Below are 19,523 nucleotides of genomic sequence, written 5' to 3'. Positions count from 1 at the left end.
AAGCTGGTTTACAAAGTTATACGGCGGAGAACAAACTACATCTTCATCAAGCAAAAGTTTTATTTTGTACAATTTAATGCAAATAAAAAAGCGAGGTTTGGAAAATACTTCCAAACCTCGCTTTTTGCACTACATACGTTCTTTTACAGAACTATTATCTTCCGCGTCCAGAAGCACCGCGACTTGCACCTCCACCTCCAGAACTACCGCGACTCATTCCGCCACCGCCGGAAGAACCTCTGCTCATGCTACTTCCAGATGCGCCACGGCTCATTGTGCTTCCGCTTGAGCGTGTTGGAGCAGAGCCTCTGCTCATGCTACCGCGCGAAGAAGGTGCTGTAGATCTTGGAGCAGTACTACGACCCATATTCGTACCTCTCGATGAAGCGCCTCTGCTCATTGTTCCTTGCGATCTGCCAGTTCCCTGACGAGATGTTCCCATTGTACCGCGTTGCGATGCACCACGACTCACTGTACCAGTTTCTCGTCCATAACGTCCACTTGCGCCTCTCTCTGAAGATCCAACCGCACGTCCCGATGCAGGAGCTCCCGTTCCTCGTCCAGATGCTGCACCACGTGATACGGTTGATGCTGCGCCTCTTCCAGATGCGCCTCTTCCGCTACTAGCAACAGCTCCTCTGCTTCGACCGGCGGCAGTACCCGTTAAAATTCTTCCGCTTGCATCGCGCGAAACACGGCCACTCGTTCTTCCACTTGCTCCTCTGCTCGTCAAACTGCTTGCGCCACGCGAACCGCCTGCGTAAGCGCGTCCACTTGCTCCGCGAGTACCACGGTTATAGTAATAATTGTTATTCACATAGCCAGAATAGTAGCCGTGTCCGAAATGCCCATAATATGGATGACCCCACGGCGAGTAGAAGGAATTAAATCCCCAAGGACTAAATCCTCCCCAACCCCAACTGTTGCCCCAACCAAAGCCCATGCGCCAAGGTGAACCCCATCCGAAGCCAGCTCCCCAGCCCCATCCGGCTCCCCAGCCAAAACCTGCATTCATGCCGAGGCCCCAGCCACCGTATCCCATCCAAGGATCAAACCAAGGATCGTAATACATCATGCCCGGGCTTGTATGATAAAAACGATTGATGCGGTTTGCGTATTCTAAATCGCTAAATTCGTCATCATAAAACCCACCTTGATTGGTATTTCCTTCGGCGTACACTTCGTCCAATTCCGCTTCGTCCGAATATTCGTCTTGATATTCATCTGCGTAATAATTGCTCTGCGCGGAGCTACTACCTTCCGTACCAGAATAGTAATAATCCGGACTTTGATATACGCCGCGATCTCGTGATGCGACGCCATAGCGCTTGCTAGAGCAAGAGCTGGTAAGTAATATTGCTAATAAAGCAAAAACTCCGTAGTATATTCGATGCTGTTTCATGATGCTCATCCCGTTAATCTTTCGATAATTACAGTCCTAATTCTTAACTTAGACCCCTAATTAAAGAGGGGGTTTAATCCCTTTTTCTAAATTAATATTTATTTTTTCGATTCAATAGATTTTATGAGCAAGGGCATCACCAGCAGAAGCGAAGATTATTCGCAGTGGTACAACGACTTGGTAGTCAAAGCCGATTTAGCAGAACACTCAGCCGTGCGCGGATGCATGGTCATCAAGCCTTATGGCTACGGTATTTGGGAGCGTATGCAGGCGATTTTGGATAAGCGTTTTAAAGAAACAGGACATTCGAATGCTTATTTCCCCTTGTTTATACCTAAGTCTTTTTTCTCGAAAGAAGCTTCACACGTGGAAGGTTTTGCTACCGAATGCGCGGTGGTAACGCATTATCGACTGAAAAATGATGGAACGGGACAGATTGTGGTGGACGAGGACGCGAAGTTGGAAGAAGAATTGATTGTTCGCCCAACTTCAGAAACCATTATTTGGAATACATATAGAGGATGGATTGAATCGTATCGCGATCTACCTATTTTGGTAAACCAATGGGCGAATGTGGTTCGTTGGGAAATGCGCACACGCTTGTTCCTGCGCACAGCAGAATTTTTATGGCAGGAAGGGCATACCGCGCACGCGACAGAACAAGAAGCGATTGAAGAAGCGGAGCGTATGTTAGAAGTATATGCGGAATTTGTAGAAGGTACCTTGGGTTTGCCGGTTGTGCGCGGACGTAAAACGGAAAACGAACGTTTTGCGGGAGCGGTAGATACGTATTGTATTGAAGCATTAATGCAAGATGGTAAAGCTTTACAAGCAGGAACTTCCCATTTCTTGGGACAGAATTTCGCGAAAGCCTTTGATGTGAAGTTTACGTCGAAAGAAGGTAAATTGGAACACGTTTGGGCAACCTCGTGGGGAGTTTCGACAAGGCTGATGGGGGCACTTATTATGGCGCATTCCGACGATCAAGGTTTGGTGTTGCCGCCAAAATTGGCACCTATTCAGGTGGTTATTGTGCCGATTTTCCGTACAGAAGAGGAGAAGCAAGCGATCGATAATTACGTGGATAATTTGATGAAGGAGTTGAAAGCTGTCGACGTAACGGTTAAATATGATGATCGAGACACGCAACGTCCAGGATTCAAATTTGCGGAATGGGAATTGAAAGGTGTGCCATTGCGCATTGCTCTGGGTTCACGCGATATGCAAAATGGTACGGTGGAATTGGCTCGTCGCGATAACCAAACCAAAGAAACGGTTTCTCAGGAAGGTTTGGCAACGCACGTGGTGCAATTGTTGGATGAAATCCAAAATACCATTTACCAAAAAGCACTTTCTTATCGTACAGAACATACCACGGAGGTGAATAGCTACGATGAGTTTAAGGAAGTGTTAGAAAGCAAAGGTGGATTTGTTTCGTGCCATTGGGATGGAACGGTGGAAACCGAAAAGCGGGTGAAAGAAGAAACGAAGGCAACGATCCGTTGCATTCCATTGGATGCAAAAGAAGAAGCGGGAACTTGTATTTTCACAGGTAAGCCTTCGACGCACCGCGTTTTATTTGCGAAAGCATATTAGGTAATATACAATGAAAGCCAATGCGTAAATTATTGATATTAGGTTGTGGATGGGTCGGCGAATCTTTCGCCGAATGGGTTCAACAATATGATGTGGAGATTTATGCTACGGTAACTTCTGAAGAGAAAGCCCTTCGCTTGCGAGCGAAAGGTTTACGCGCGGAAGTATATAATTTTGATCAAAGCGCTTCTTTCCCGTTTGAAAAGGAGCGCTTTGATTTCGTTCTCAATAGCATCCCTGCTTCCAAAAAGCTAACTGTTGATCACATCCAAAAGCGTTTCGATCAAGTGGCGAACATACTCAGCAAACTGGATTATGGAAAGCATGTTTACTTAAGTTCGATCGGAATTTATCCCGAAGAAACGCGCAACTTCGATGAATCGTACACGCAATACGATACGATGAGTGCAGAGTTGTTGCAAGCGGAAAATGCGATGCAGTCATTAGCGAATACGGTGATTTTTCGATTAGGTGGCCTGTTTGGAAAACAACGTATTTTTGCCAAATATTTTGCTGGACGAGTTTGCCCCAGCGGCGAACAGTCGGCTAATTTTATTCATGTTGATGATGTGGTGAAGCTGATTTGGTTAAGTTTAACACATAACTTGTCAGAACGATTGTACAATGTGGTTTGTCCAGAACATCCTAAGAAAGAACTAGTCGTTCGCGCTTCCGCGCATAAATACGGTTTTGATCTGCCGACAGCTTTTACTTCCGAGCGAAGTTATGATAAAGTGGTTGACGGAAATAAATTGACGAGGGAATTGAATTACACCTTTGTTTATCCGAATCCTATCCACTTTTAGTACCCAATATTTCGCGCTTCGCGATATTTTAAAATTAATTTTCAATCAGGTCAAGACTTTTGTACATTTGTGACGTATTTAATAGCACACAATAATTTATGGAAAATACAACCGTGTTTGAAAGACCAGCTAAGACGACGAACAACAACGCGAATCGTACCGAATACTATGTAACATTAACTGTTGCGGTTGTTATCGGATTAATCGGAGTTTTTATCCGTTTTGTTCCTGATGTAATCGTGTCATTGGATCAGTTCGCATCCTTGTTCTCTTGGATTGCCAACATCGCTATCATTGTAGCTTCTATCATCGCATTTAAAATAGTTTTCGAAATTTTAGGTTTCGGAAAGAACAAGTAAGCGATATTTCGATAATATTTAAAAGCTCTTGATCTAACAATCAGGAGCTTTTTGTTTATTTAGCGATTGGAAAATACTGAAGTAGGAAGCTGCCATTTTTCGCCAGCTAAAGTTTTGCAGGGTATAATCTTGGAAAGATTTTCTCCATTGATTTTCTTCCTCTTTCGAAAAGTTCAAATTATTTAAGGTCTCTATCCATCCTTCCGAATTTTCAGAAGGAAGCAGAAATCCATTTTTTTCGTGTTGAATGGCATCGTTGATCCCTTCCAGCGCCGAAGCAAAAATCAGCGCACCCCGGCTGCTCGCTTCTAAGCAAACTAATCCAAAACCTTCCATATCTCCAAATACGCTAATATTTGGCATTAGAAATGCTTTTGCGTGCCCAAGCAAGCTTTGTAATTCTCCATGCGACAGTTTCCCCAAATGCGTGGCGCAATTTGCATATTTAGGTTGATGCAGTAATCTTCTGAGCGTATCTTGATCAGAAGGATGGCCCAGAAATAAGGCAAGAAGATGATTGATTTTTTTCGGAAGTAAACTTAGAATCCATTCTTTTGCACTCCTATTTTCTTCATACGGCCCAACAATCAATAAATGGTATTTTGGATCAAGCTTCGGCATAACTTCTTTCAAAAACCAGGAAAATCCCTTTCGTTTTACCGGCCTACCGAGTAAAACCAAATATTCTTTTCCCTTGGGGAATGGATGTCGACGAGCCAAATCCGTCATGTCGTATTGATCTGTTTCCTTGGCCCAATCATGATCAATCCCATTCGGAACCACCGTCACCCGCTCAGGCTCTATGCCACGCGCTCGAATCGCTTCTGCTGTAGCGGAACTAACCGCGATAATTTTGTCAAAGCGATTAAATCTTGGCAGAATCTTTTTTTGGAAATAACGCAAAGGAAACACAACATCTAACCCGTGAACGGTCACGGTTTTGGCAATATGTTCGTAACCTTTATGATAAAGCGATAAGGTTGCAATCAGCCCATCATTGAAGTGGATCATTTCGATTTCTGGATAATCTCGTAGCTGATCGAGAATACGCTTATTAAGCTTCCTAAAAAATGATATAATGGATTCCGAACCATCGAATACGATCATGTGCACGACAGCAAGCAATTTCATGTGCTCAATAAGTTCATAACTTTGCTTTTCCATTCCGCCAGTTGCGGGAGGATATTTGTGGCTTACAAATAGAAAGGATGGTTTATTTAGAAAAGGCATACGATCTGTTTTGTTTAGGAAGGAACAAATAAGCGATCAACGCGATGGCCGTCCAAATCAATTGCCGGAATCTTCTCAACAGCGAAACGCTGATCCATATCGACGTGGCGGATATTCCGATCGATAACAATACGAGCTTATTACCCAATTCCTCGATGCCAATTTGACCAGGAATAAATGCGCCGACGCTCTTTACTAATATTACCCCCATGTCCAGCAAGATGCTATGCATAAGCGTGATATCAATTCCTAAAAAATGGAGGATTAGATAAAATTCTAAGCTGCCAAAAATCCAATGAAATGCTGATAAAATATATGACAGGAAGAACGCTCGTTTGTCGGATTGAAAGTCGGATTTGATATCGTTTAATATCTGTTTTAACCGAATTTTCCAAAGGGCGAAAATAGTTTGTTTCTCGTTTTGTTGTGCTGCGATATTAGAACTGCTGTCGGATCGATTTAGCCAATAAAAAAGGCCAAATTGAACGAATATGAATGAGATTGCTAGAATTGATAACGTATAGAATAGTGCGGTTGGCCAAGGTTGTCGTAAACTATTCGCCAGCAACCAAATCACGGCGATATTGGCCAGTAAGATTTGGGATAAAACCATTGTGATGCGCGATGAAATGACCGAGTTTTTGGCGACGGATTCATCCACGCCAACATCGCGCAAGTAATATATTTTGGTAAGATCGCCACCAACAATGCTCGTAGGATTAAATAAGCCAATCGTTTCACCGATTTGTCGAACGAAAAATAGTTTTAATAATCCCAATTTGTTCTTTTGTTTCCCCAAAAATACTCGCCAAGAAAGCGTGCCGAGTAGATAAGCAAACGCGGTTAGTGGGAAAACTAGTAATGCTTTGGCTCCAACCTGTTTCAGGGTGCTAGCAACAGCACGGAAATTGGTTTGATAGCAAAATAGACCAATGCTGACGCAAACTGCTACAAGAATAAATAGCTTGAACCAACGTATCAACTTGCTTCTCCGATCCACTTGTTTGTGTTTGTACGAGTCGATAACTGAACCACGTCAGCAAAGTATCGTTCCGCCAATCGATCCCAATCTAACGGAGTTACGGTTTCTAAAGCATTCTTTCGTAACAACGCGTAAACAGACGTATTTTCTAGAATCTTTTGGAGGTAATGTAGGTACTCGAACGGATTTTGCGGATCGCATTTATACCCATTGTAGCCATGCTTCACCAAATCCGCGCTTCCTCCGCCGTCCGCAATTACACACGGTAATCCAGAAGCCATCGCTTCCGTTACCACGTTTCCGTAGGTTTCTGAAATCGATGGGAAAACAAAAACATCGCTCGAAGCGTAAAGCGTTGCCAACGTTTGGTGATCCTGCTTTCCAAAAAAATAGGCGTTCGGCATGTGCTTTTCCATCTCTTTTCGTGCTGTACCATCGCCCACGATAATGAGATTGTATTGCAAATCCTGCTCTTCTATTAATTCAGAAAGCTGGATAAGCATTTTTACGTTTTTTTCCCAAACTAAACGGCTGGCAAATAAAATATTTTTTCTATTATTTCCAGTTCTCTTAGGTAAATAGTTTGGATCTCTGTTTGTCGGGTTGAAAAGTTGCAGATTGATGCCGCGCTGCCATAAAGTTAATAGTTGCTTTTTAATACCGATTTTCTGCAGGTTCTCAATCATGCTAGGTGTCGGTGTGTATATCATATCGCAACTGTTGTAAAACCGTTGCATAGCGGACGACATCCAGTTCGAAACAGGTTTTACCAAAAACGATAATTTTTGAAAATAATAGGGAATGTAGGCCAGAAAATGCGTATGGTAAATGCTGATTACCGGAAGATTTCTTTTCTGTGCATATTTTAGTGCGAAAAACCCCAAAGCAGACGGTGTTGTAATATGGATCACGTCTGGCGCAAACTCATCTAATTGTGTGTACAATCGTTGCTTTGTAAGTGCTGGCAAAGCCAGCGAATAATCTTCATTTACCGGTAAACGCAATCTGGGCGTTTTTAGCGATTGATAATTTCTGAACTTTTCTGGGCCGTTTCCGTAAACGAAAGCGTATTCAAATTGTTCTGTATCTATACGATCAATTAATTGGAAAAGCGTGCGAGCAGCACCATCAAAATCCTTTATCATAATTTCGGCAAACAAAGCAACTTTTATCATGACGATCTATATATATCTGTAAATATAGTTTCAGTATGTCAAGCTTATATTTCCAGAATATTACGATTTTGTCAACGAACCATTTTTGAAGATTATTTGTTAATCAGTCAATAGAAGTAGCTAAATAAAATGTTAACAGTAAATTCTTAAAGACGTCACATGAATATGTTTAATTTGTTGGTAGAAAAGACCACACAAGTTATGGCTTGGACTAACCTATTTATCCCCGTTGAACGATGGCGCTTATTAATCGTCATGATATCCGTTATTGCTATTGTTTTATGGTATATGTTCAACTTCAAAAGAGCAACAGCAAGAAGCAATTACATTTTTGAGAGCGATTACGAATTAACAGAAAGTCGTTCCGGTACATTAAACCTACTGACGTATAATATCGCCGGTTTGCCCGAATTGATTTCGAGTGCAAAGACACCTCGAGCGGAAAGTATTCGCAGCATCGGTCATAAGATGGATCGTTTTGATCTGGTAAACGTGCAAGAAGATTTTAATTACAATGCCGATTTGTACCATTTTAATCAGCATCGTTTTCGTACAGTTACCAAAGGTAAAGTTCCTTTTGGCGACGGATTAAATACGCTTTCAAAATATCCTATTTTGGAAGTCCGACGTATTCCTTGGGATCATTGTAACGGTTCTGATTGCCTGACGCCAAAAGGTTTTGCTTATATGTGCGTGCAAATTGCAAAAGATGTGTTTATAGACGTCTATAATATGCACGCAACTTCGCATATTAGCAAGGCAGCGCTACAAGCTCGAAGCAATAACATGCAACAATTGGCCGCTTACATCAAGACGCATTCTGAAGGGAATGCGGTTATAGTAATGGGAGATTTTAATGCACATTACACATTTGTTGGTGATAATATGCATGATTTTAAAAAGCAAACTGGTTTGATCGATCCTTGGGTAGATATCTTTTTAAAAGGAAAAATTCCGCAGCCTTTCGCTGATTTTATGATTCCGCATAAGCTGGAGCTAACGGACGAAATGGAATCAATCGATAAAATTCTTTATCGACACGGGAAAGGTGTGCGGTTATCGCCCGGAGCTTATGCCATCGAAGATGATTTGTTTTCAACAGAAACGGGTGATCACTTAAGTGATCACCTCGCTATTTCGTTAAAGCTTGATTGGGAGTTAATCGATGAAACCGAAAATGCGCGTTAGTCGCAGATTTCTTGAATAGCTTCTTTTATGACAACGCAAGCAGCATCAATTTCTTCGTCACTGATTGTCAGTGGAGGAGCCAATCGAAGTGCGGTTTCGCAATGTAAAAACCAATCAATCATCACGCCTTTTTGAGCACAGTATGTGCTAACAGCATAAACTTGATCGAAGTTATCCAATTGCAAACACATCATCAAACCCAATCCGCGAATTTCTTTAATTTGAGGAAGATTCAAATGATTTCTAAACCGAGCAGCTTTTCTTTCTACAGATTCCACCAATTTTTCCTCTTGAATTACTTCTAGCGAAGCTAATGCAGCTGCGCAACTTACCGGATGTCCTCCAAATGTGGTAATATGACCCAGCATAGGATTATCTTTGAATACGTCCATCATGTGTTTTGGTGCGACGAACGATCCTAAAGGCATTCCGCCACCGATTCCTTTGGCTAAAATCAGCACATCGGGAACGATGTCGAAATGTTCGAAAGCAAATAATTTTCCGGTGCGTCCAAATCCCGTTTGAATTTCATCAAATAAGAGCAAGGTTTTCGTTTCGTTACATCGCTTGCGCAGCGCTTTCATATAATCTTTGCTTGGAACTCGGATGCCCGCTTCGCCTTGAATAGGCTCGATAATTACTGCTGCGGTTTCTTCAGTTATTAGCGAAAGATCGTTTTCTTCACCAAAATCGATGAAAGAAATTTCCGGTAGGAGCGGAGCGTATGCTTCATGATACGCTTCATTGCCAATCAAACTTAATGCGCCTTGCGTGCTTCCATGATAAGCTTTGCGTGCCGCAATAATTTGCCGACGGCCCGTATATTTTTTGGCCAATTTCATGGCGCCTTCTACGGATTCTGCACCTGAGTTGGTCAGGTAAACCGAACCAAATGAATCCGGTAGACAAGCCAACAATTGCGTAGCAAACTGCACCTGCGGTGCTTGAACAAATTCTCCGTAAACGGTTACGTGCAAGTATTTTTCCAGTTGATGTTGAATCGCCTGAATAACTTTCGGATGGCGATGGCCAATATTGCTAACGTTGAATCCGGAAACTAAATCCATGTATTGCTGACCTTGCGGTCCATATAGAAACACACCTTCGGCTCTTTCTACCTCAATAAGTCGAGGTGATCCAGAAGTTTGTGCGGTATTACGAAGAAAAAGTTCTCTGTTGCTGATCATGCTGCAAAGTTACATGCCCGAAAACAAAGAAAGAAGCTTTGAAGCTTCTTTCTATCTATTTTGTCTGCTTTGCCATTCTTTGTAAAGCATTTCCCTAAATTCCTGCTCTACCATAAAAAACTGGGAAGCTCGGGCTGCGCCAATAACTTCGGCAAATTTTGTTCTGTATTGTTTCTTTATGTCGACTTCTTTCGCATCAAATTCGATGAGATCATCACTTTGCTTTCCTTGGCCGGAATTCAATTTTGCTTTTGCTGATCGAACGGCACGAATACTTTCGCTGTATTGGTTGTAGATTGGGAAGAATCGTTGCGCCTCCGATGTGGTTAAGTGAAGATGTTTAGTTACATAAGCCACTTTTTGCATTTCGATTTTCTCAAAACGATCATCATTTTGCGCGTTCGCAAATGAAGTAACACCAAAGACGGTACAAATGATTAATAAAACAGTTTTCAATCGGATCATTACAACATATGATTTATATACGCTTCCAATTCTTTATCTTCCAATTTCGAACATTTTTTCTCATCAGCATGTTCATGTTCATCTTCGTCGCAACAGTATTCAGCGAAATACGCCAGATCGTTATCGTCCTGACTTGACGCTAAATAAGCGACAAGTTCCTCGTCAGAAACTGCGTCCAGTGAGGTTTCTGCTATTGCTTGCTGAGGCAAAGCACGTTCTCCATTATTTAAACCAATATAAGCAGCGATAGAAAGTACGAATAATATACATGCTGCCGCAACATAGCGCGTCCATCTAGAAAGATAAACCACTTTCGTTGATTGTTTTTCTTGCTGATTTTCTCCGATTAGATCTTCTTCCTTGATTTTTTCTAAAATCCGAGCGCTCAACGTTTCGAAATAATTCGGAGTAACCGAAAAACCATTATCTTCTGTATCCTTTGCATCTCCCAAGCGATTAGAAAGCTTGGCAAGCTGAACAATTTGCTCCGCGCTGTTGTCGAAATAATTCTCCGGAACGGAAAAACCGTCGGCTTGATCTTCAGGCAAAACTTGCGCTAATTTCACGCGGTTAATCACTTGCTCGTGCAACTCATCAAAGTAACCAGAAGGAACGCCAAAAGCGTTTTCAGATGCCTTTGATAAAATTGGCTCCAATTTTGTGATACTAAGTAAATAAGATGCTGATTCTTCGAAGTAATTGGCAGGAACAGTGAAAGGATTTCCGCTCCGAAAATTAGGGAATTCTTGGCTTCCTAAATCCTCATCGTATGTGCGCGTTTCCTTCATAGTATTTCTATAGATTGAACCTTATCGAAAAGGTTTAATCATTCGATCGAAAAAAAAGTTCTATTTTCTTTACTGCCAAATGGTAGGATGCTTTTAGTGCACCCACACTCGTACCGACAATCTCGGAAATCTCTTCATACTTCAAATCTTCAAAGTATTTCATGTTGAAAACCAATCGTTGCTTTTCCGGAAGCTTTAATAACGCTTGTTGCAATTTCATCTGTGCAACATCTCCATTGAAATAAGAAGAAGCGGTCAAGGTATCGGACAAATATGAAGAATCTTCTTCGTCCAATGATACATTTTGTTTTTGCTTCTTCTTATTTAAGAATGTAATACACTCATTGGTCGCTATGCGATACAACCAAGTATATAATTGAGAATCTTCTCTGAATTTTTCCAAGTTCCGCCAAACCTTCACAAAAACATCCTGAACGACATCATCTGCGTCGTCATGATCGATAACCATACGGCGCACATGCCAATAAATTTTTTGCTGATATTTTTTTACCAGAAGGTTGAATGCCTCCTCGCGTGTACTTTCGTTTGCAAACTTGGATATAATCAGAGCGTCTTCCATATATTATTTACGCGTTATTACTTTACGAGCAGCTTCAACGATTGATGCGGCGTTTAATCCGTATTTCGCCATCAAATCTTCCGGTTTGCCGGATTCTCCGAAGCTGTCGTCCACTGCTACGTATTCCTGTGGCGCAGGTAGCTTCCTTGCTAAAACTTGGGCAACGCTATCTCCTAAACCGCCTAAACGATTGTGCTCTTCCGCGGTAACCACACATTTTGTTTTGGAAACCGATGCTAAAATTGCGTCTTCATCCAAAGGTTTGATAGTATGGATATTGATAATTTCTGCTGAAATGCCCAATTTTTCCAATTCCTCACCAGCTTGGATAGCTTCCCAAACTAGATGCCCCGTTGCCACGATTGTTACGTCAGTTCCTTCATTCAACATGACCGCTTTACCAATCACAAATTCTTGATCTGCTGGAGTGAAGTTTGGAACGACAGGACGTCCGAATCGCAGATATGCAGGTCCTACGTGATCTACTAACGCTAAGGTTGCTGCTTTTGTTTGGTTGAAATCACAGGTGTTGATCACTGTCATGCCCGGAAGCATTTTCATCAAACCGATATCTTCCAAAATTTGGTGGGTTGCACCATCTTCGCCTAAAGTTAAGCCAGCGTGTGAAGCACATATTTTTACGTTCTTACCGGAGTAAGCGATGGATTGACGGATTTGGTCGTAAACACGGCCGGTAGAGAAGTTTGCGAAAGTTCCGGTAAATGGAATTTTATCGCCAATGGTCAATCCCGCTGCAATGCCCATCATGTTCGCTTCCGCGATGCCAATTTGGAAAAAACGTTCTGGAAATTCTTTGATGAAGTCATTCATCTTTAATGAACCAATAAGATCGGCACATAATGCAACAACGTTTTCGTTTCTTCTACCTGCTTCTAATAAGCCTGCGCCGAAACCGGAACGTGTATCTTTTGATTCTGTATAGGTGTATTTTTTCATGTCTTTAAAGCTGTTCGAAAATGTATAATAATGCAAAAACTAAATGCGATCGTGGATCTTAGTAATCGCCTAAAGTTTCCAGATTTTGCGCCAAAGCAGAAGCTAATTGCTCATCATTTGGAGCAACGCCATGCCATTTGTGCGATCCCATCATAAAATCTACACCATAACCCATTCCGGTATGCAACAAGATCATCACAGGTTTTCCTTTTCCGGTACGCGATTTTGCTTCATCCAATCCTTCTAGGATTGCGCGCATATCATTTCCTTTTTCAATATCCAAAACATCCCAACCGAATGCTTCCCATTTCGCGCGAAGATCGCCCAATGATAATACATCTTTCGTTGCACCATCGATTTGCGCACCGTTGTAATCTACTGCAGCAATAATGTTATCCATTTTATTATGCGGCGCATACATGGCTGCCTCCCAAACTTGGCCTTCTTGCAATTCACCGTCGCCCATTAACACGTACACCAACTGCGAATCTTTGTTTAATTTTTTCGCTTGTGCAGCTCCGATAGCAACGGAAAGTCCTTGACCCAAAGAACCCGACGCAACACGGATTCCTGGAAGGTGCTCATGCGTAGTTGGGTGACCTTGTAAACGAGAGTCAATCTGACGAAATGTAGCTAATTCGGCTGCCGGGAAATATCCGGCGCGCGCCAATGTACTATAAAATACAGGCGAAATGTGCCCGTTTGAAAGGAAGAATAAATCTTCGCCTTCCGCGTTGAAGTTGAAAGCTGGATCGTGCTTCATCGCACTGAAATATAAAGCGACAAAATAATCGGTACAGCCTAATGATCCGCCCGGGTGGCCCGATTGGCAAGCGTGAACCATACGTACGATATCGCGCCTAACTTGGGATGCGATCTGCTCTAACTTAGTAATATCTGCACTCATTGTGTATCAGGTTTTATCAAATTTGCCTAAAGTTAATGAATTTCCAATGGAGTAGTTCGATGAAATGTGAAAAACGAAAGCTTTCCTGATACAGATAAAATTATTGTAGCTTCGTGTATATTAAACTGACTAACCGCTGATGGATAAAAACTTGCATGCTATTGCGCTGATTTTGCTTTTGATATTGGCTTCCTGCCGAAATGACGGCGTTAAAATCCAAGGAAGTTTGCCTATAGATTCTTTGACGGAAGTGAAATTGGTAAATATCATGACGGGGAAGGAGTTGTTGGTGGATACAGTTGTGCCGTCCGATTTTTCGTTGAATGCTCAACATGTTCAACAAGGTATTTATTTGTTGGAATTTTCGTGGAACCGACATCAGTTGAAACCACAAGAAATAAAAGAACGTTCGCAATTTCAAACCCAGGTGACGCCGAAGCACGTGTTGTCGAAAGCGATTTGGTTGGATCATAAATCCAAGCAGCAAATTAAACTTGGCACCTCAGATAACCTTTCGCAAGAAGATTTGGAAATACATTTGCTGAATGAAAACGGAGAATTTGGCTTGATCGCGGAATCCGATCGGGAAAATGCGCAGCTTTTTGAGAAGTTTTTACAAATTGGAACGGGTTATAGCAAGCTAAATAGGGAATCGAAAGAAAAGATTAAAGCGAAGCAATATGCCGCCAATGATAGCGGAGATTTCGAGCAGTCGAAGGTATTGCAGAAGCAGTTGGAACAATCTTGGGACCCGGTAGTAAAAGCGACGATGTTACATGCAGAGGTGGATTTTTTAAAAAAGCAATTGCATCGCCCATTTGTTCCTTACATACTTTATGCGCGCATCGGATCGAAAGATGACTTCAAGATCTATCAATCAATTTACGAAGGTTTGGACGAGGATGTGAAGGAAAAAATCGGAGTTTGGTTCGAGAAATACATGTAAATCTGATTTGTCGGCTACGGAAATTGTTGTGAAAAAAAACGAAGGCACCATGAAAAACATAGTGCCTTCGTTTTTTACTTTTTAATTTTAGCTTTTTAATTAAAAACTACATCGCTTCTGCAACAACTTCCTCAACATCAGGAACCATACGTTTCAATAAACCTTCGATGCCGGATTTTAATGTGATTGTGGAAGATGGACAACCACTACATGATCCGCGCAATTCAACCGTCACTACACCATTTTCGAAAGATTTGTAAGCGATCGCTCCACCATCTTGCTCCACCGCCGGACGAACGTAATCATGCAAAACTTGCTGAATTTTCACTTCCGTTTCTGTTCCTTCGAACGAAACTGAATCATCGGCAACCACTTCTTGTACCTTTAATTCTGATTCTACAGCACCTTTTACGAAATCTTTCAGAAGCGCTTCGATATCGCTCCATTCCGCATCATCCGTTTTGGTAACTGTTACAAAGTTACTTGCGAAGAAAACGCCATTCACGAAGTTGAATTTGAATAACTCTCTTGCGAAAGGAGAAGCTTGCGCTTTCTCTTGATCTGGAAAATCGACACTGCCGTTGATCAACAATTTATTGACCAAAAACTTCATCGTTGCCGGATTAGGTGTAGTTTCTGTATATACGTTTATTGTAGCCATGTTAATTTCGAATAGTAAATGTTGCAAATATACATCATGTGTATTTGATGCGCGTCATTAATCCGTAAAACCTACCGCTTTCACACCCACGTAGTTGCTTGGCGATATCGCAATAAGTTCTGCTTTAACTTCTTCCGAAACATTCAGATTCTGAACGAATTCACGAATAGTTTCTTCGGTAATATGTGTGTTCGTACGCGTCAAATCTTTCAAAGCTTCGTATGGCTTCGGATAACCTTCGCGGCGCAAGATCGTTTGAATAGCTTCCGCAACAACTGCCCAATTATTTTCCAAATCTTTCGCCAAAGCATCTTTATTTAAAATTAGCTTACGCAATCCGCGTAGCGTCGATTTTAAGGCGATTAACGTATGGCCAAAAGGTACGCCGATGTTACGCAAAACCGTCGAATCGGTTAAATCGCGTTGCAATCTAGAGATCGGTAATTTTGCTGCCAAATGTTCGAAAAGCGCATTCGCAATACCTAAGTTTCCTTCCGCGTTTTCAAAATCGATCGGATTCACCTTGTGTGGCATCGCCGAAGAACCAATTTGTCCTGCCGTAATTTTTTGTTTGAAATAGTCGATTGAGATATATGACCAGATATCACGGCAAAGATCAATCAGGATGTTGTTGATACGTTTTAGCGCATCGCAACTTGCAGCAAAGTTATCGTAATGCTCAATTTGCGTAGTCGTTTGTGAGCGCGTCAAACCTAAGTTTTCTTCAACAAATTTGTTTCCGAAATCTACCCAGTTTTGTGCAGGATACGCCACCGTGTGTGCATTGAAATTTCCAGTTGCACCGCCAAATTTGGCAGCATGCGGAACTTGAGCCAACAGTTCCAATTGTTTTTCCAATCGTTCTACGAACACCCAAATCTCTTTTCCTAATGTGGTAGGAGAAGCAGGTTGGCCGTGTGTGCGCGCCAACATCGGAATCGCTTGCCATTCCATAGCCATGGTTTTTAGCTCGTTGACTAATTCCTGAACAGTTGGTAAATAGGACGCTTCCAAAGCAACTTTCCAAGAATAAGGAATCGCGGTGTTGTTGATGTCTTGAGAAGTTAATCCGAAGTGAATGAATTCCAAAGAATCATGCAATCCCAAGATTTCGAATTTATGCTTCAAAAAGTACTCAACTGCTTTAACATCGTGGTTGGTAACTTTCTCCGTATCCTTTATCCACTGCGCATCTTCTAGGCTGAAGTTTCTGTAAATGTCGCGCAACTTGTCATTTAAGCTTCCATCCAAATGTTGCATTTGTGGAATGCCTGATTCGCTTAGCGCAATAAAATACTCTACTTCCACCAAAACACGGTATTTGATTAGCGCGAATTCAGAAAAGTAGGCGGAAAGCTCGTTTGTAGTATTATAATATCTGCCATCGATAGGAGTGACAGCAGTTAATGGAGATAATGTCATGATAAACTATTTGGAAGTCAAAAATACAAAATTGCCCCAAGTTCATCAAGTGTTATTTAGGCGATATAAAACAACAAAGACCCAAAAAATGGGTCTTTGAAGTATTTCGATTTTGATTCGAATTATTGAACGTTCTCGATAGTATCTGTAGTAACAGTAGTATCAGTAACTACAGCAGTAGTGTCAGTTACAACTTCGTCTTCGATCAACAAAGTAGTGTCAGCAGTTTCTTCAGTTTTTTCTGCAGAGTTGTTACAAGCTGCGAAACCTACAGTTAAAGCTAGACCTAAAAATCCGAATTTGAATAAGTTTTTCATTTTTACTAGTTTTCTATTTAATTAAAACAAATTTGTTTATTTAATCCTTAATACCTCACATCATGTTTAGGTAACCCAAAAAATATATAAATTTTTAGAAATTATCCTATTATGTTGTTTTTCAATTAGATAAACTCAAAAATAAATAATATTGTTTGTACAAATGTGCCTTTTATTTGCCATTGTATTTTAAAAACTATTTATAGTTCGAAATGTTAAACGCATATATACACGAATTTGCTGATGATAAGTAAGATAAAAAATATGATGAAATTCGCGAAGTCGATTGACTTCAACGAATTGGAGAAACTTTCTAAAAAAGTCGACCTTGGCGAAGTAATTGGTGCAGTTTCCAAAATGGACGAGAATCAGTTGAAAATGGCCATGAAAATGCTGACTGGATCTAAAAAGAAGAAGGAATCGCCACCCATTAACGCTGACTTCTATGCCGTAGAACAGAAGCTTTCGCCAGAAGATCAAGCGCTGAAAATGAAAGTACGTACTTTTTTAGAAACTGAAATCAAACCTATTGTCAATAACTACTGGTTGCATGATGACTTTCCGTTTGAAATCATTCCTAAACTGGCCGAACTAAATGTTTGCGGTTACGTGTATGACGGTTACGGGTGTGCTGGTGGAACTTCCTTGATGGATGGTATTATTGCTAGTGAATTTGGCCGAATTGACCCATCCATAGCTACCTTTTTGGGCGTACAAAGCGGTTTGGCAATGGGCTCGATTTATTTATGTGGCTCAGAAGAGCAGAAGCAAGAATGGTTGCCGAAAATGCAACAATTAAAAACCATTGGCGCATTTGGCTTGACTGAGCCGGAGGTAGGGTCGGGAACTGCCGGAGGATTAACAACCACTTGTAAACGAACGCCCGAAGGTTGGGTGCTGAATGGACAAAAGAAATGGATTGGTAATTCTACGTTTTCCGATATCACGATTATTTGGGCACGCGATTTAGACGACGGACAGGTCAAAGGTTTTATTGTCAAGAAGGAAAATCCGGGATTTGCTGTCGAAAAAATAAAAGGCAAAATGGCTTTGCGTATTGTGCAAAACGGCCTAATAACGTTGACGGACTGCCTCGTGCCGGAAAGCGATCGTTTGCAAAATGCAAACAGCTTCCGCGATACCGCGAAGGTACTTCAAATGACGCGGGCGGGGGTAGCATGGATGGCTGTAGGTTGCGCACGTGGTGCGTATGAGAACGCGTTGGATTATACGTTGAAGCGCGAGCAATTTGGGAAACCGATCGCTTCATTCCAATTAATTCAGAATCATTTGGTCGAAATGTTGTCCAACTTAACCGCCATGCAGACGCTGACTTTCCGTCTTTCCGAAATGCAAGATGAAGGATTGTTAAAGGATGAGCACGCTTCATTGGCGAAAGTATTCTGTACGTTGCGCACACGCGATATTGTTTCCAGAGCGCGCGAGGTAATGGGAGGTAACGGAATTTTGTTGGAATACAATGTAGCTCGCTTTTTAGCGGATGCCGAAGCAATTTATTCGTACGAAGGAACAAAAGAGATTAATTCGCTGATCGTCGGGCGCAGTATTACGGGCTTCAGTGCTTTTGTTTAGAAATTAATAGGTTTCATAGGTGATACCAGCTCGTCAAATCAGCTGGTATTATATTTGTTAAAAGAAAAATTGTTAAACAACCTATTTTTCTGAAAATACACTACTATGAAATTCAAGCACATTTTGTTGAGCGCTTCTGCGCTGATGATTAGTTCGGCCTCTATTGGTCAAATTAAGCTGAACGGTAAATCGATTGGAGCGGCTGCGAAGGCTGTAAAGGCGGTAACCTTAAGTAATGAGGACGTTATTGCGTATACGAAAGAATATATCGAATGGATGGACGAAAATAATCCTGTCGCACCGGATGATGACGAGTTAGCAATTCGCTTAAAAAATCTGACTGCAAACTTGCAGAATTATGATGGCTTAAACTTGAACTACAAAGTTTATTTGGTAAGAGATGTGAATGCCTTTGCTTGTGCAGATGGAAGCGTTCGCGTTTGTGCGGGATTGATGGAAAGTATGAGCGACAACGAAGTTTTGGGCGTAATTGGTCATGAAATTGGACATGTGAAAAACACGGATTCTCGTGATGCGTTCAAATCAGCTTTAATGACATCGGCTTTGAAAGAAGGCGTTTCTTCGCAAGGTGGAACAGCAGGCGCTTTATCGAATTCGCAATTGGGCGAATTGGGCGAACAAGTGGCAAACATGAGCTTCTCGCGCAAGCAAGAAAGTGCGGCTGATGATTATGGATATGAGTTTTTGAAGAAAAACGACGTGAATCCTTGGTATATGTCGATGGCTTTTGAGCATTTGGTTGAATTGTCTGGCGGTGCTTCAGAAGGCGGAGTAACCAAGAAGCTTTTCTCTTCTCACCCGGATACGCAAAAACGCGTAGATGAGATGGCGAAGAAAGCTACAAAAGATGGCTTTGAGAAACCCGCTCAATAAAATTTACCGGAAAACACCATTGATAACACACTATAAAAACAGAAAAGCTCGGAAATTTTCCGAGCTTT

The 19,523-nt window shown here is 41.7% G+C and carries 20 protein-coding genes; 7 read left to right on the top strand and 13 right to left on the bottom strand.

From position 1 onward, the window contains the following. Positions 1 to 154 precede the first annotated feature (154 nt). A complete protein-coding gene (locus ACFSQ3_RS01490; RefSeq protein ID WP_380866874.1) occupies positions 155 to 1,411 on the bottom strand; it encodes a hypothetical protein in 1,257 nt (418 codons plus the stop codon). 114 nt (positions 1,412 to 1,525) lie between these two features. Here ACFSQ3_RS01490 and proS point away from each other — a divergent pair, with 114 nt between their 5' ends. From proS to ACFSQ3_RS01475, 3 genes are all read left to right on the top strand, one after another. Beyond that, positions 1,526 to 2,998: a proline--tRNA ligase gene (proS, locus tag ACFSQ3_RS01485; RefSeq protein WP_380866872.1), complete on the top strand. Its 1,473-nt coding sequence runs from the start codon at positions 1,526 to 1,528 to the stop codon at positions 2,996 to 2,998. A 20-nt stretch (positions 2,999 to 3,018) separates the two neighbouring features. Continuing rightward, complete coding sequence (locus ACFSQ3_RS01480) at positions 3,019 to 3,804, top strand: NAD-dependent epimerase/dehydratase family protein (protein ID WP_380866871.1); 786 nt, start codon at positions 3,019 to 3,021, stop codon at positions 3,802 to 3,804. Positions 3,805 to 3,902: 98 nt separating this feature from the next. After that, positions 3,903 to 4,163, top strand: coding sequence for a hypothetical protein (locus tag ACFSQ3_RS01475; protein ID WP_380866870.1), 261 nt, complete (start codon positions 3,903 to 3,905; stop codon positions 4,161 to 4,163). 33 nt (positions 4,164 to 4,196) lie between these two features. On the opposite strand, the gene ACFSQ3_RS01470 is transcribed toward ACFSQ3_RS01475, so the two are convergent. The 3 genes from ACFSQ3_RS01470 to ACFSQ3_RS01460 are packed head-to-tail and all read right to left on the bottom strand — an operon-like array spanning position 4,197 to position 7,550. Continuing rightward, positions 4,197 to 5,393 (bottom strand): glycosyltransferase family 4 protein, encoded by a 1,197-nt coding sequence (locus ACFSQ3_RS01470; protein ID WP_380866868.1) that lies wholly within the window; start codon positions 5,391 to 5,393, stop codon positions 4,197 to 4,199. Next, the gene (locus tag ACFSQ3_RS01465) at positions 5,377 to 6,393 is read right to left on the bottom strand and encodes a lysylphosphatidylglycerol synthase transmembrane domain-containing protein (protein ID WP_380866867.1); all 1,017 of its coding nucleotides are present in this window, start codon (positions 6,391 to 6,393) and stop codon (positions 5,377 to 5,379) included. The genes ACFSQ3_RS01470 and ACFSQ3_RS01465 overlap by 17 nt, the downstream gene beginning before the upstream one ends. After that, positions 6,372 to 7,550: a glycosyltransferase family 4 protein gene (locus ACFSQ3_RS01460; RefSeq protein ID WP_380866865.1), complete on the bottom strand. Its 1,179-nt coding sequence runs from the start codon at positions 7,548 to 7,550 to the stop codon at positions 6,372 to 6,374. The genes ACFSQ3_RS01465 and ACFSQ3_RS01460 overlap by 22 nt, the downstream gene beginning before the upstream one ends. Positions 7,551 to 7,709: 159 nt before the next feature. On the opposite strand from ACFSQ3_RS01460, the gene ACFSQ3_RS01455 reads away from it, so the two are divergent. Beyond that, complete coding sequence (locus ACFSQ3_RS01455; RefSeq protein WP_380866864.1) at positions 7,710 to 8,738, top strand: endonuclease/exonuclease/phosphatase family protein; 1,029 nt, start codon at positions 7,710 to 7,712, stop codon at positions 8,736 to 8,738. Here ACFSQ3_RS01455 and ACFSQ3_RS01450 read toward each other — a convergent pair. The 6 genes from ACFSQ3_RS01450 to ACFSQ3_RS01425 are packed head-to-tail and all read right to left on the bottom strand — an operon-like array spanning position 8,735 to position 13,622. Continuing rightward, the gene (locus ACFSQ3_RS01450) at positions 8,735 to 9,925 is read right to left on the bottom strand and encodes an aspartate aminotransferase family protein (protein ID WP_380866863.1); all 1,191 of its coding nucleotides are present in this window, start codon (positions 9,923 to 9,925) and stop codon (positions 8,735 to 8,737) included. The two genes, ACFSQ3_RS01455 and ACFSQ3_RS01450, sit on opposite strands and share 4 nt — an antisense overlap. Before the next feature lie 51 nt (positions 9,926 to 9,976). Next, positions 9,977 to 10,390, bottom strand: a complete 414-nt coding sequence (locus ACFSQ3_RS01445; RefSeq protein WP_380866862.1) for a hypothetical protein — start codon at positions 10,388 to 10,390, stop codon at positions 9,977 to 9,979. Beyond that, complete coding sequence (locus ACFSQ3_RS01440) at positions 10,390 to 11,178, bottom strand: hypothetical protein (RefSeq protein WP_380866860.1); 789 nt, start codon at positions 11,176 to 11,178, stop codon at positions 10,390 to 10,392. Before ACFSQ3_RS01440 ends, ACFSQ3_RS01445 begins: the two co-directional genes overlap by 1 nt. Positions 11,179 to 11,212: 34 nt before the next feature. Further along, positions 11,213 to 11,758, bottom strand: a complete 546-nt coding sequence (locus tag ACFSQ3_RS01435; protein ID WP_380866858.1) for an RNA polymerase sigma factor — start codon at positions 11,756 to 11,758, stop codon at positions 11,213 to 11,215. 3 nt (positions 11,759 to 11,761) lie between these two features. Beyond that, positions 11,762 to 12,715, bottom strand: a complete 954-nt coding sequence (locus ACFSQ3_RS01430) for a transketolase family protein (protein WP_380866856.1) — start codon at positions 12,713 to 12,715, stop codon at positions 11,762 to 11,764. A gap of 58 nt (positions 12,716 to 12,773) precedes the next feature. Beyond that, a complete protein-coding gene (locus ACFSQ3_RS01425) occupies positions 12,774 to 13,622 on the bottom strand; it encodes a transketolase (RefSeq protein WP_380866855.1) in 849 nt (282 codons plus the stop codon). A 139-nt stretch (positions 13,623 to 13,761) separates the two neighbouring features. Here ACFSQ3_RS01425 and ACFSQ3_RS01420 point away from each other — a divergent pair, with 139 nt between their 5' ends. Beyond that, on the top strand, positions 13,762 to 14,568 hold the full coding sequence (locus tag ACFSQ3_RS01420; protein ID WP_380866853.1) for a hypothetical protein: 807 nt from the start codon (positions 13,762 to 13,764) through the stop codon (positions 14,566 to 14,568). Between the two features lie 106 nt (positions 14,569 to 14,674). On the opposite strand, the gene ACFSQ3_RS01415 is transcribed toward ACFSQ3_RS01420, so the two are convergent. The 3 genes from ACFSQ3_RS01415 to ACFSQ3_RS01405 form a co-directional block, all read right to left on the bottom strand. Next, the gene (locus tag ACFSQ3_RS01415) at positions 14,675 to 15,229 is read right to left on the bottom strand and encodes a NifU family protein (RefSeq protein WP_380866852.1); all 555 of its coding nucleotides are present in this window, start codon (positions 15,227 to 15,229) and stop codon (positions 14,675 to 14,677) included. 57 nt (positions 15,230 to 15,286) lie between these two features. Continuing rightward, positions 15,287 to 16,651: an adenylosuccinate lyase gene (gene purB, locus ACFSQ3_RS01410; RefSeq protein ID WP_380866851.1), complete on the bottom strand. Its 1,365-nt coding sequence runs from the start codon at positions 16,649 to 16,651 to the stop codon at positions 15,287 to 15,289. Between the two features lie 122 nt (positions 16,652 to 16,773). After that, entirely contained in the window at positions 16,774 to 16,968 is a 195-nt protein-coding gene (locus ACFSQ3_RS01405; protein WP_380866849.1) for a PG1828 family lipoprotein, read from the bottom strand. 264 nt (positions 16,969 to 17,232) lie between these two features. On the opposite strand from ACFSQ3_RS01405, the gene ACFSQ3_RS01400 reads away from it, so the two are divergent. Together ACFSQ3_RS01400 and ACFSQ3_RS01395 are read left to right on the top strand one after the other, a co-directional pair. After that, positions 17,233 to 18,561: an acyl-CoA dehydrogenase family protein gene (locus ACFSQ3_RS01400; protein ID WP_380866848.1), complete on the top strand. Its 1,329-nt coding sequence runs from the start codon at positions 17,233 to 17,235 to the stop codon at positions 18,559 to 18,561. Between the two features lie 105 nt (positions 18,562 to 18,666). Further along, positions 18,667 to 19,455, top strand: a complete 789-nt coding sequence (locus ACFSQ3_RS01395) for a M48 family metallopeptidase (RefSeq protein ID WP_380866847.1) — start codon at positions 18,667 to 18,669, stop codon at positions 19,453 to 19,455. Positions 19,456 to 19,523: the final 68 nt, after the last annotated feature.

It is taken from the genome of Sphingobacterium corticis (assembly GCF_042684745.1).
In the GTDB taxonomy this organism is placed as follows: Bacteria; Bacteroidota; Bacteroidia; order Sphingobacteriales; family Sphingobacteriaceae; genus Sphingobacterium; species Sphingobacterium corticis.
The sequence above is the reverse complement of the archived record's forward strand: the minus strand, read 5'-3'. Positions and strand labels throughout refer to the sequence as shown.

What these genes read in the sequence shown, in the direction of transcription:
- ACFSQ3_RS01470 (WP_380866868.1), bottom strand. Translation starts at nt 5,393, where the DNA reads ATGCCTTTTCTAAATAAACCATCCTTTCTATTTGTAAGCCACAAATAT.
- proS (WP_380866872.1), top strand. Translation starts at nt 1,526, where the DNA reads ATGAGCAAGGGCATCACCAGCAGAAGCGAAGATTATTCGCAGTGGTAC.
- ACFSQ3_RS01475 (WP_380866870.1), top strand. Translation starts at nt 3,903, where the DNA reads ATGGAAAATACAACCGTGTTTGAAAGACCAGCTAAGACGACGAACAAC.
- ACFSQ3_RS01400 (WP_380866848.1), top strand. Translation starts at nt 17,233, where the DNA reads ATGATGAAATTCGCGAAGTCGATTGACTTCAACGAATTGGAGAAACTT.
- ACFSQ3_RS01425 (WP_380866855.1), bottom strand. Translation starts at nt 13,622, where the DNA reads ATGAGTGCAGATATTACTAAGTTAGAGCAGATCGCATCCCAAGTTAGG.
- ACFSQ3_RS01480 (WP_380866871.1), top strand. Translation starts at nt 3,019, where the DNA reads ATGCGTAAATTATTGATATTAGGTTGTGGATGGGTCGGCGAATCTTTC.
- ACFSQ3_RS01440 (WP_380866860.1), bottom strand. Translation starts at nt 11,178, where the DNA reads ATGAAGGAAACGCGCACATACGATGAGGATTTAGGAAGCCAAGAATTC.
- purB (WP_380866851.1), bottom strand. Translation starts at nt 16,651, where the DNA reads ATGACATTATCTCCATTAACTGCTGTCACTCCTATCGATGGCAGATAT.
- ACFSQ3_RS01455 (WP_380866864.1), top strand. Translation starts at nt 7,710, where the DNA reads ATGAATATGTTTAATTTGTTGGTAGAAAAGACCACACAAGTTATGGCT.
- ACFSQ3_RS01405 (WP_380866849.1), bottom strand. Translation starts at nt 16,968, where the DNA reads ATGAAAAACTTATTCAAATTCGGATTTTTAGGTCTAGCTTTAACTGTA.
- ACFSQ3_RS01430 (WP_380866856.1), bottom strand. Translation starts at nt 12,715, where the DNA reads ATGAAAAAATACACCTATACAGAATCAAAAGATACACGTTCCGGTTTC.
- ACFSQ3_RS01490 (WP_380866874.1), bottom strand. Translation starts at nt 1,411, where the DNA reads ATGAGCATCATGAAACAGCATCGAATATACTACGGAGTTTTTGCTTTA.
- ACFSQ3_RS01415 (WP_380866852.1), bottom strand. Translation starts at nt 15,229, where the DNA reads ATGGCTACAATAAACGTATATACAGAAACTACACCTAATCCGGCAACG.
- ACFSQ3_RS01450 (WP_380866863.1), bottom strand. Translation starts at nt 9,925, where the DNA reads ATGATCAGCAACAGAGAACTTTTTCTTCGTAATACCGCACAAACTTCT.
- ACFSQ3_RS01445 (WP_380866862.1), bottom strand. Translation starts at nt 10,390, where the DNA reads ATGATCCGATTGAAAACTGTTTTATTAATCATTTGTACCGTCTTTGGT.
- ACFSQ3_RS01435 (WP_380866858.1), bottom strand. Translation starts at nt 11,758, where the DNA reads ATGGAAGACGCTCTGATTATATCCAAGTTTGCAAACGAAAGTACACGC.
- ACFSQ3_RS01395 (WP_380866847.1), top strand. Translation starts at nt 18,667, where the DNA reads ATGAAATTCAAGCACATTTTGTTGAGCGCTTCTGCGCTGATGATTAGT.
- ACFSQ3_RS01420 (WP_380866853.1), top strand. Translation starts at nt 13,762, where the DNA reads ATGGATAAAAACTTGCATGCTATTGCGCTGATTTTGCTTTTGATATTG.
- ACFSQ3_RS01460 (WP_380866865.1), bottom strand. Translation starts at nt 7,550, where the DNA reads ATGATAAAAGTTGCTTTGTTTGCCGAAATTATGATAAAGGATTTTGAT.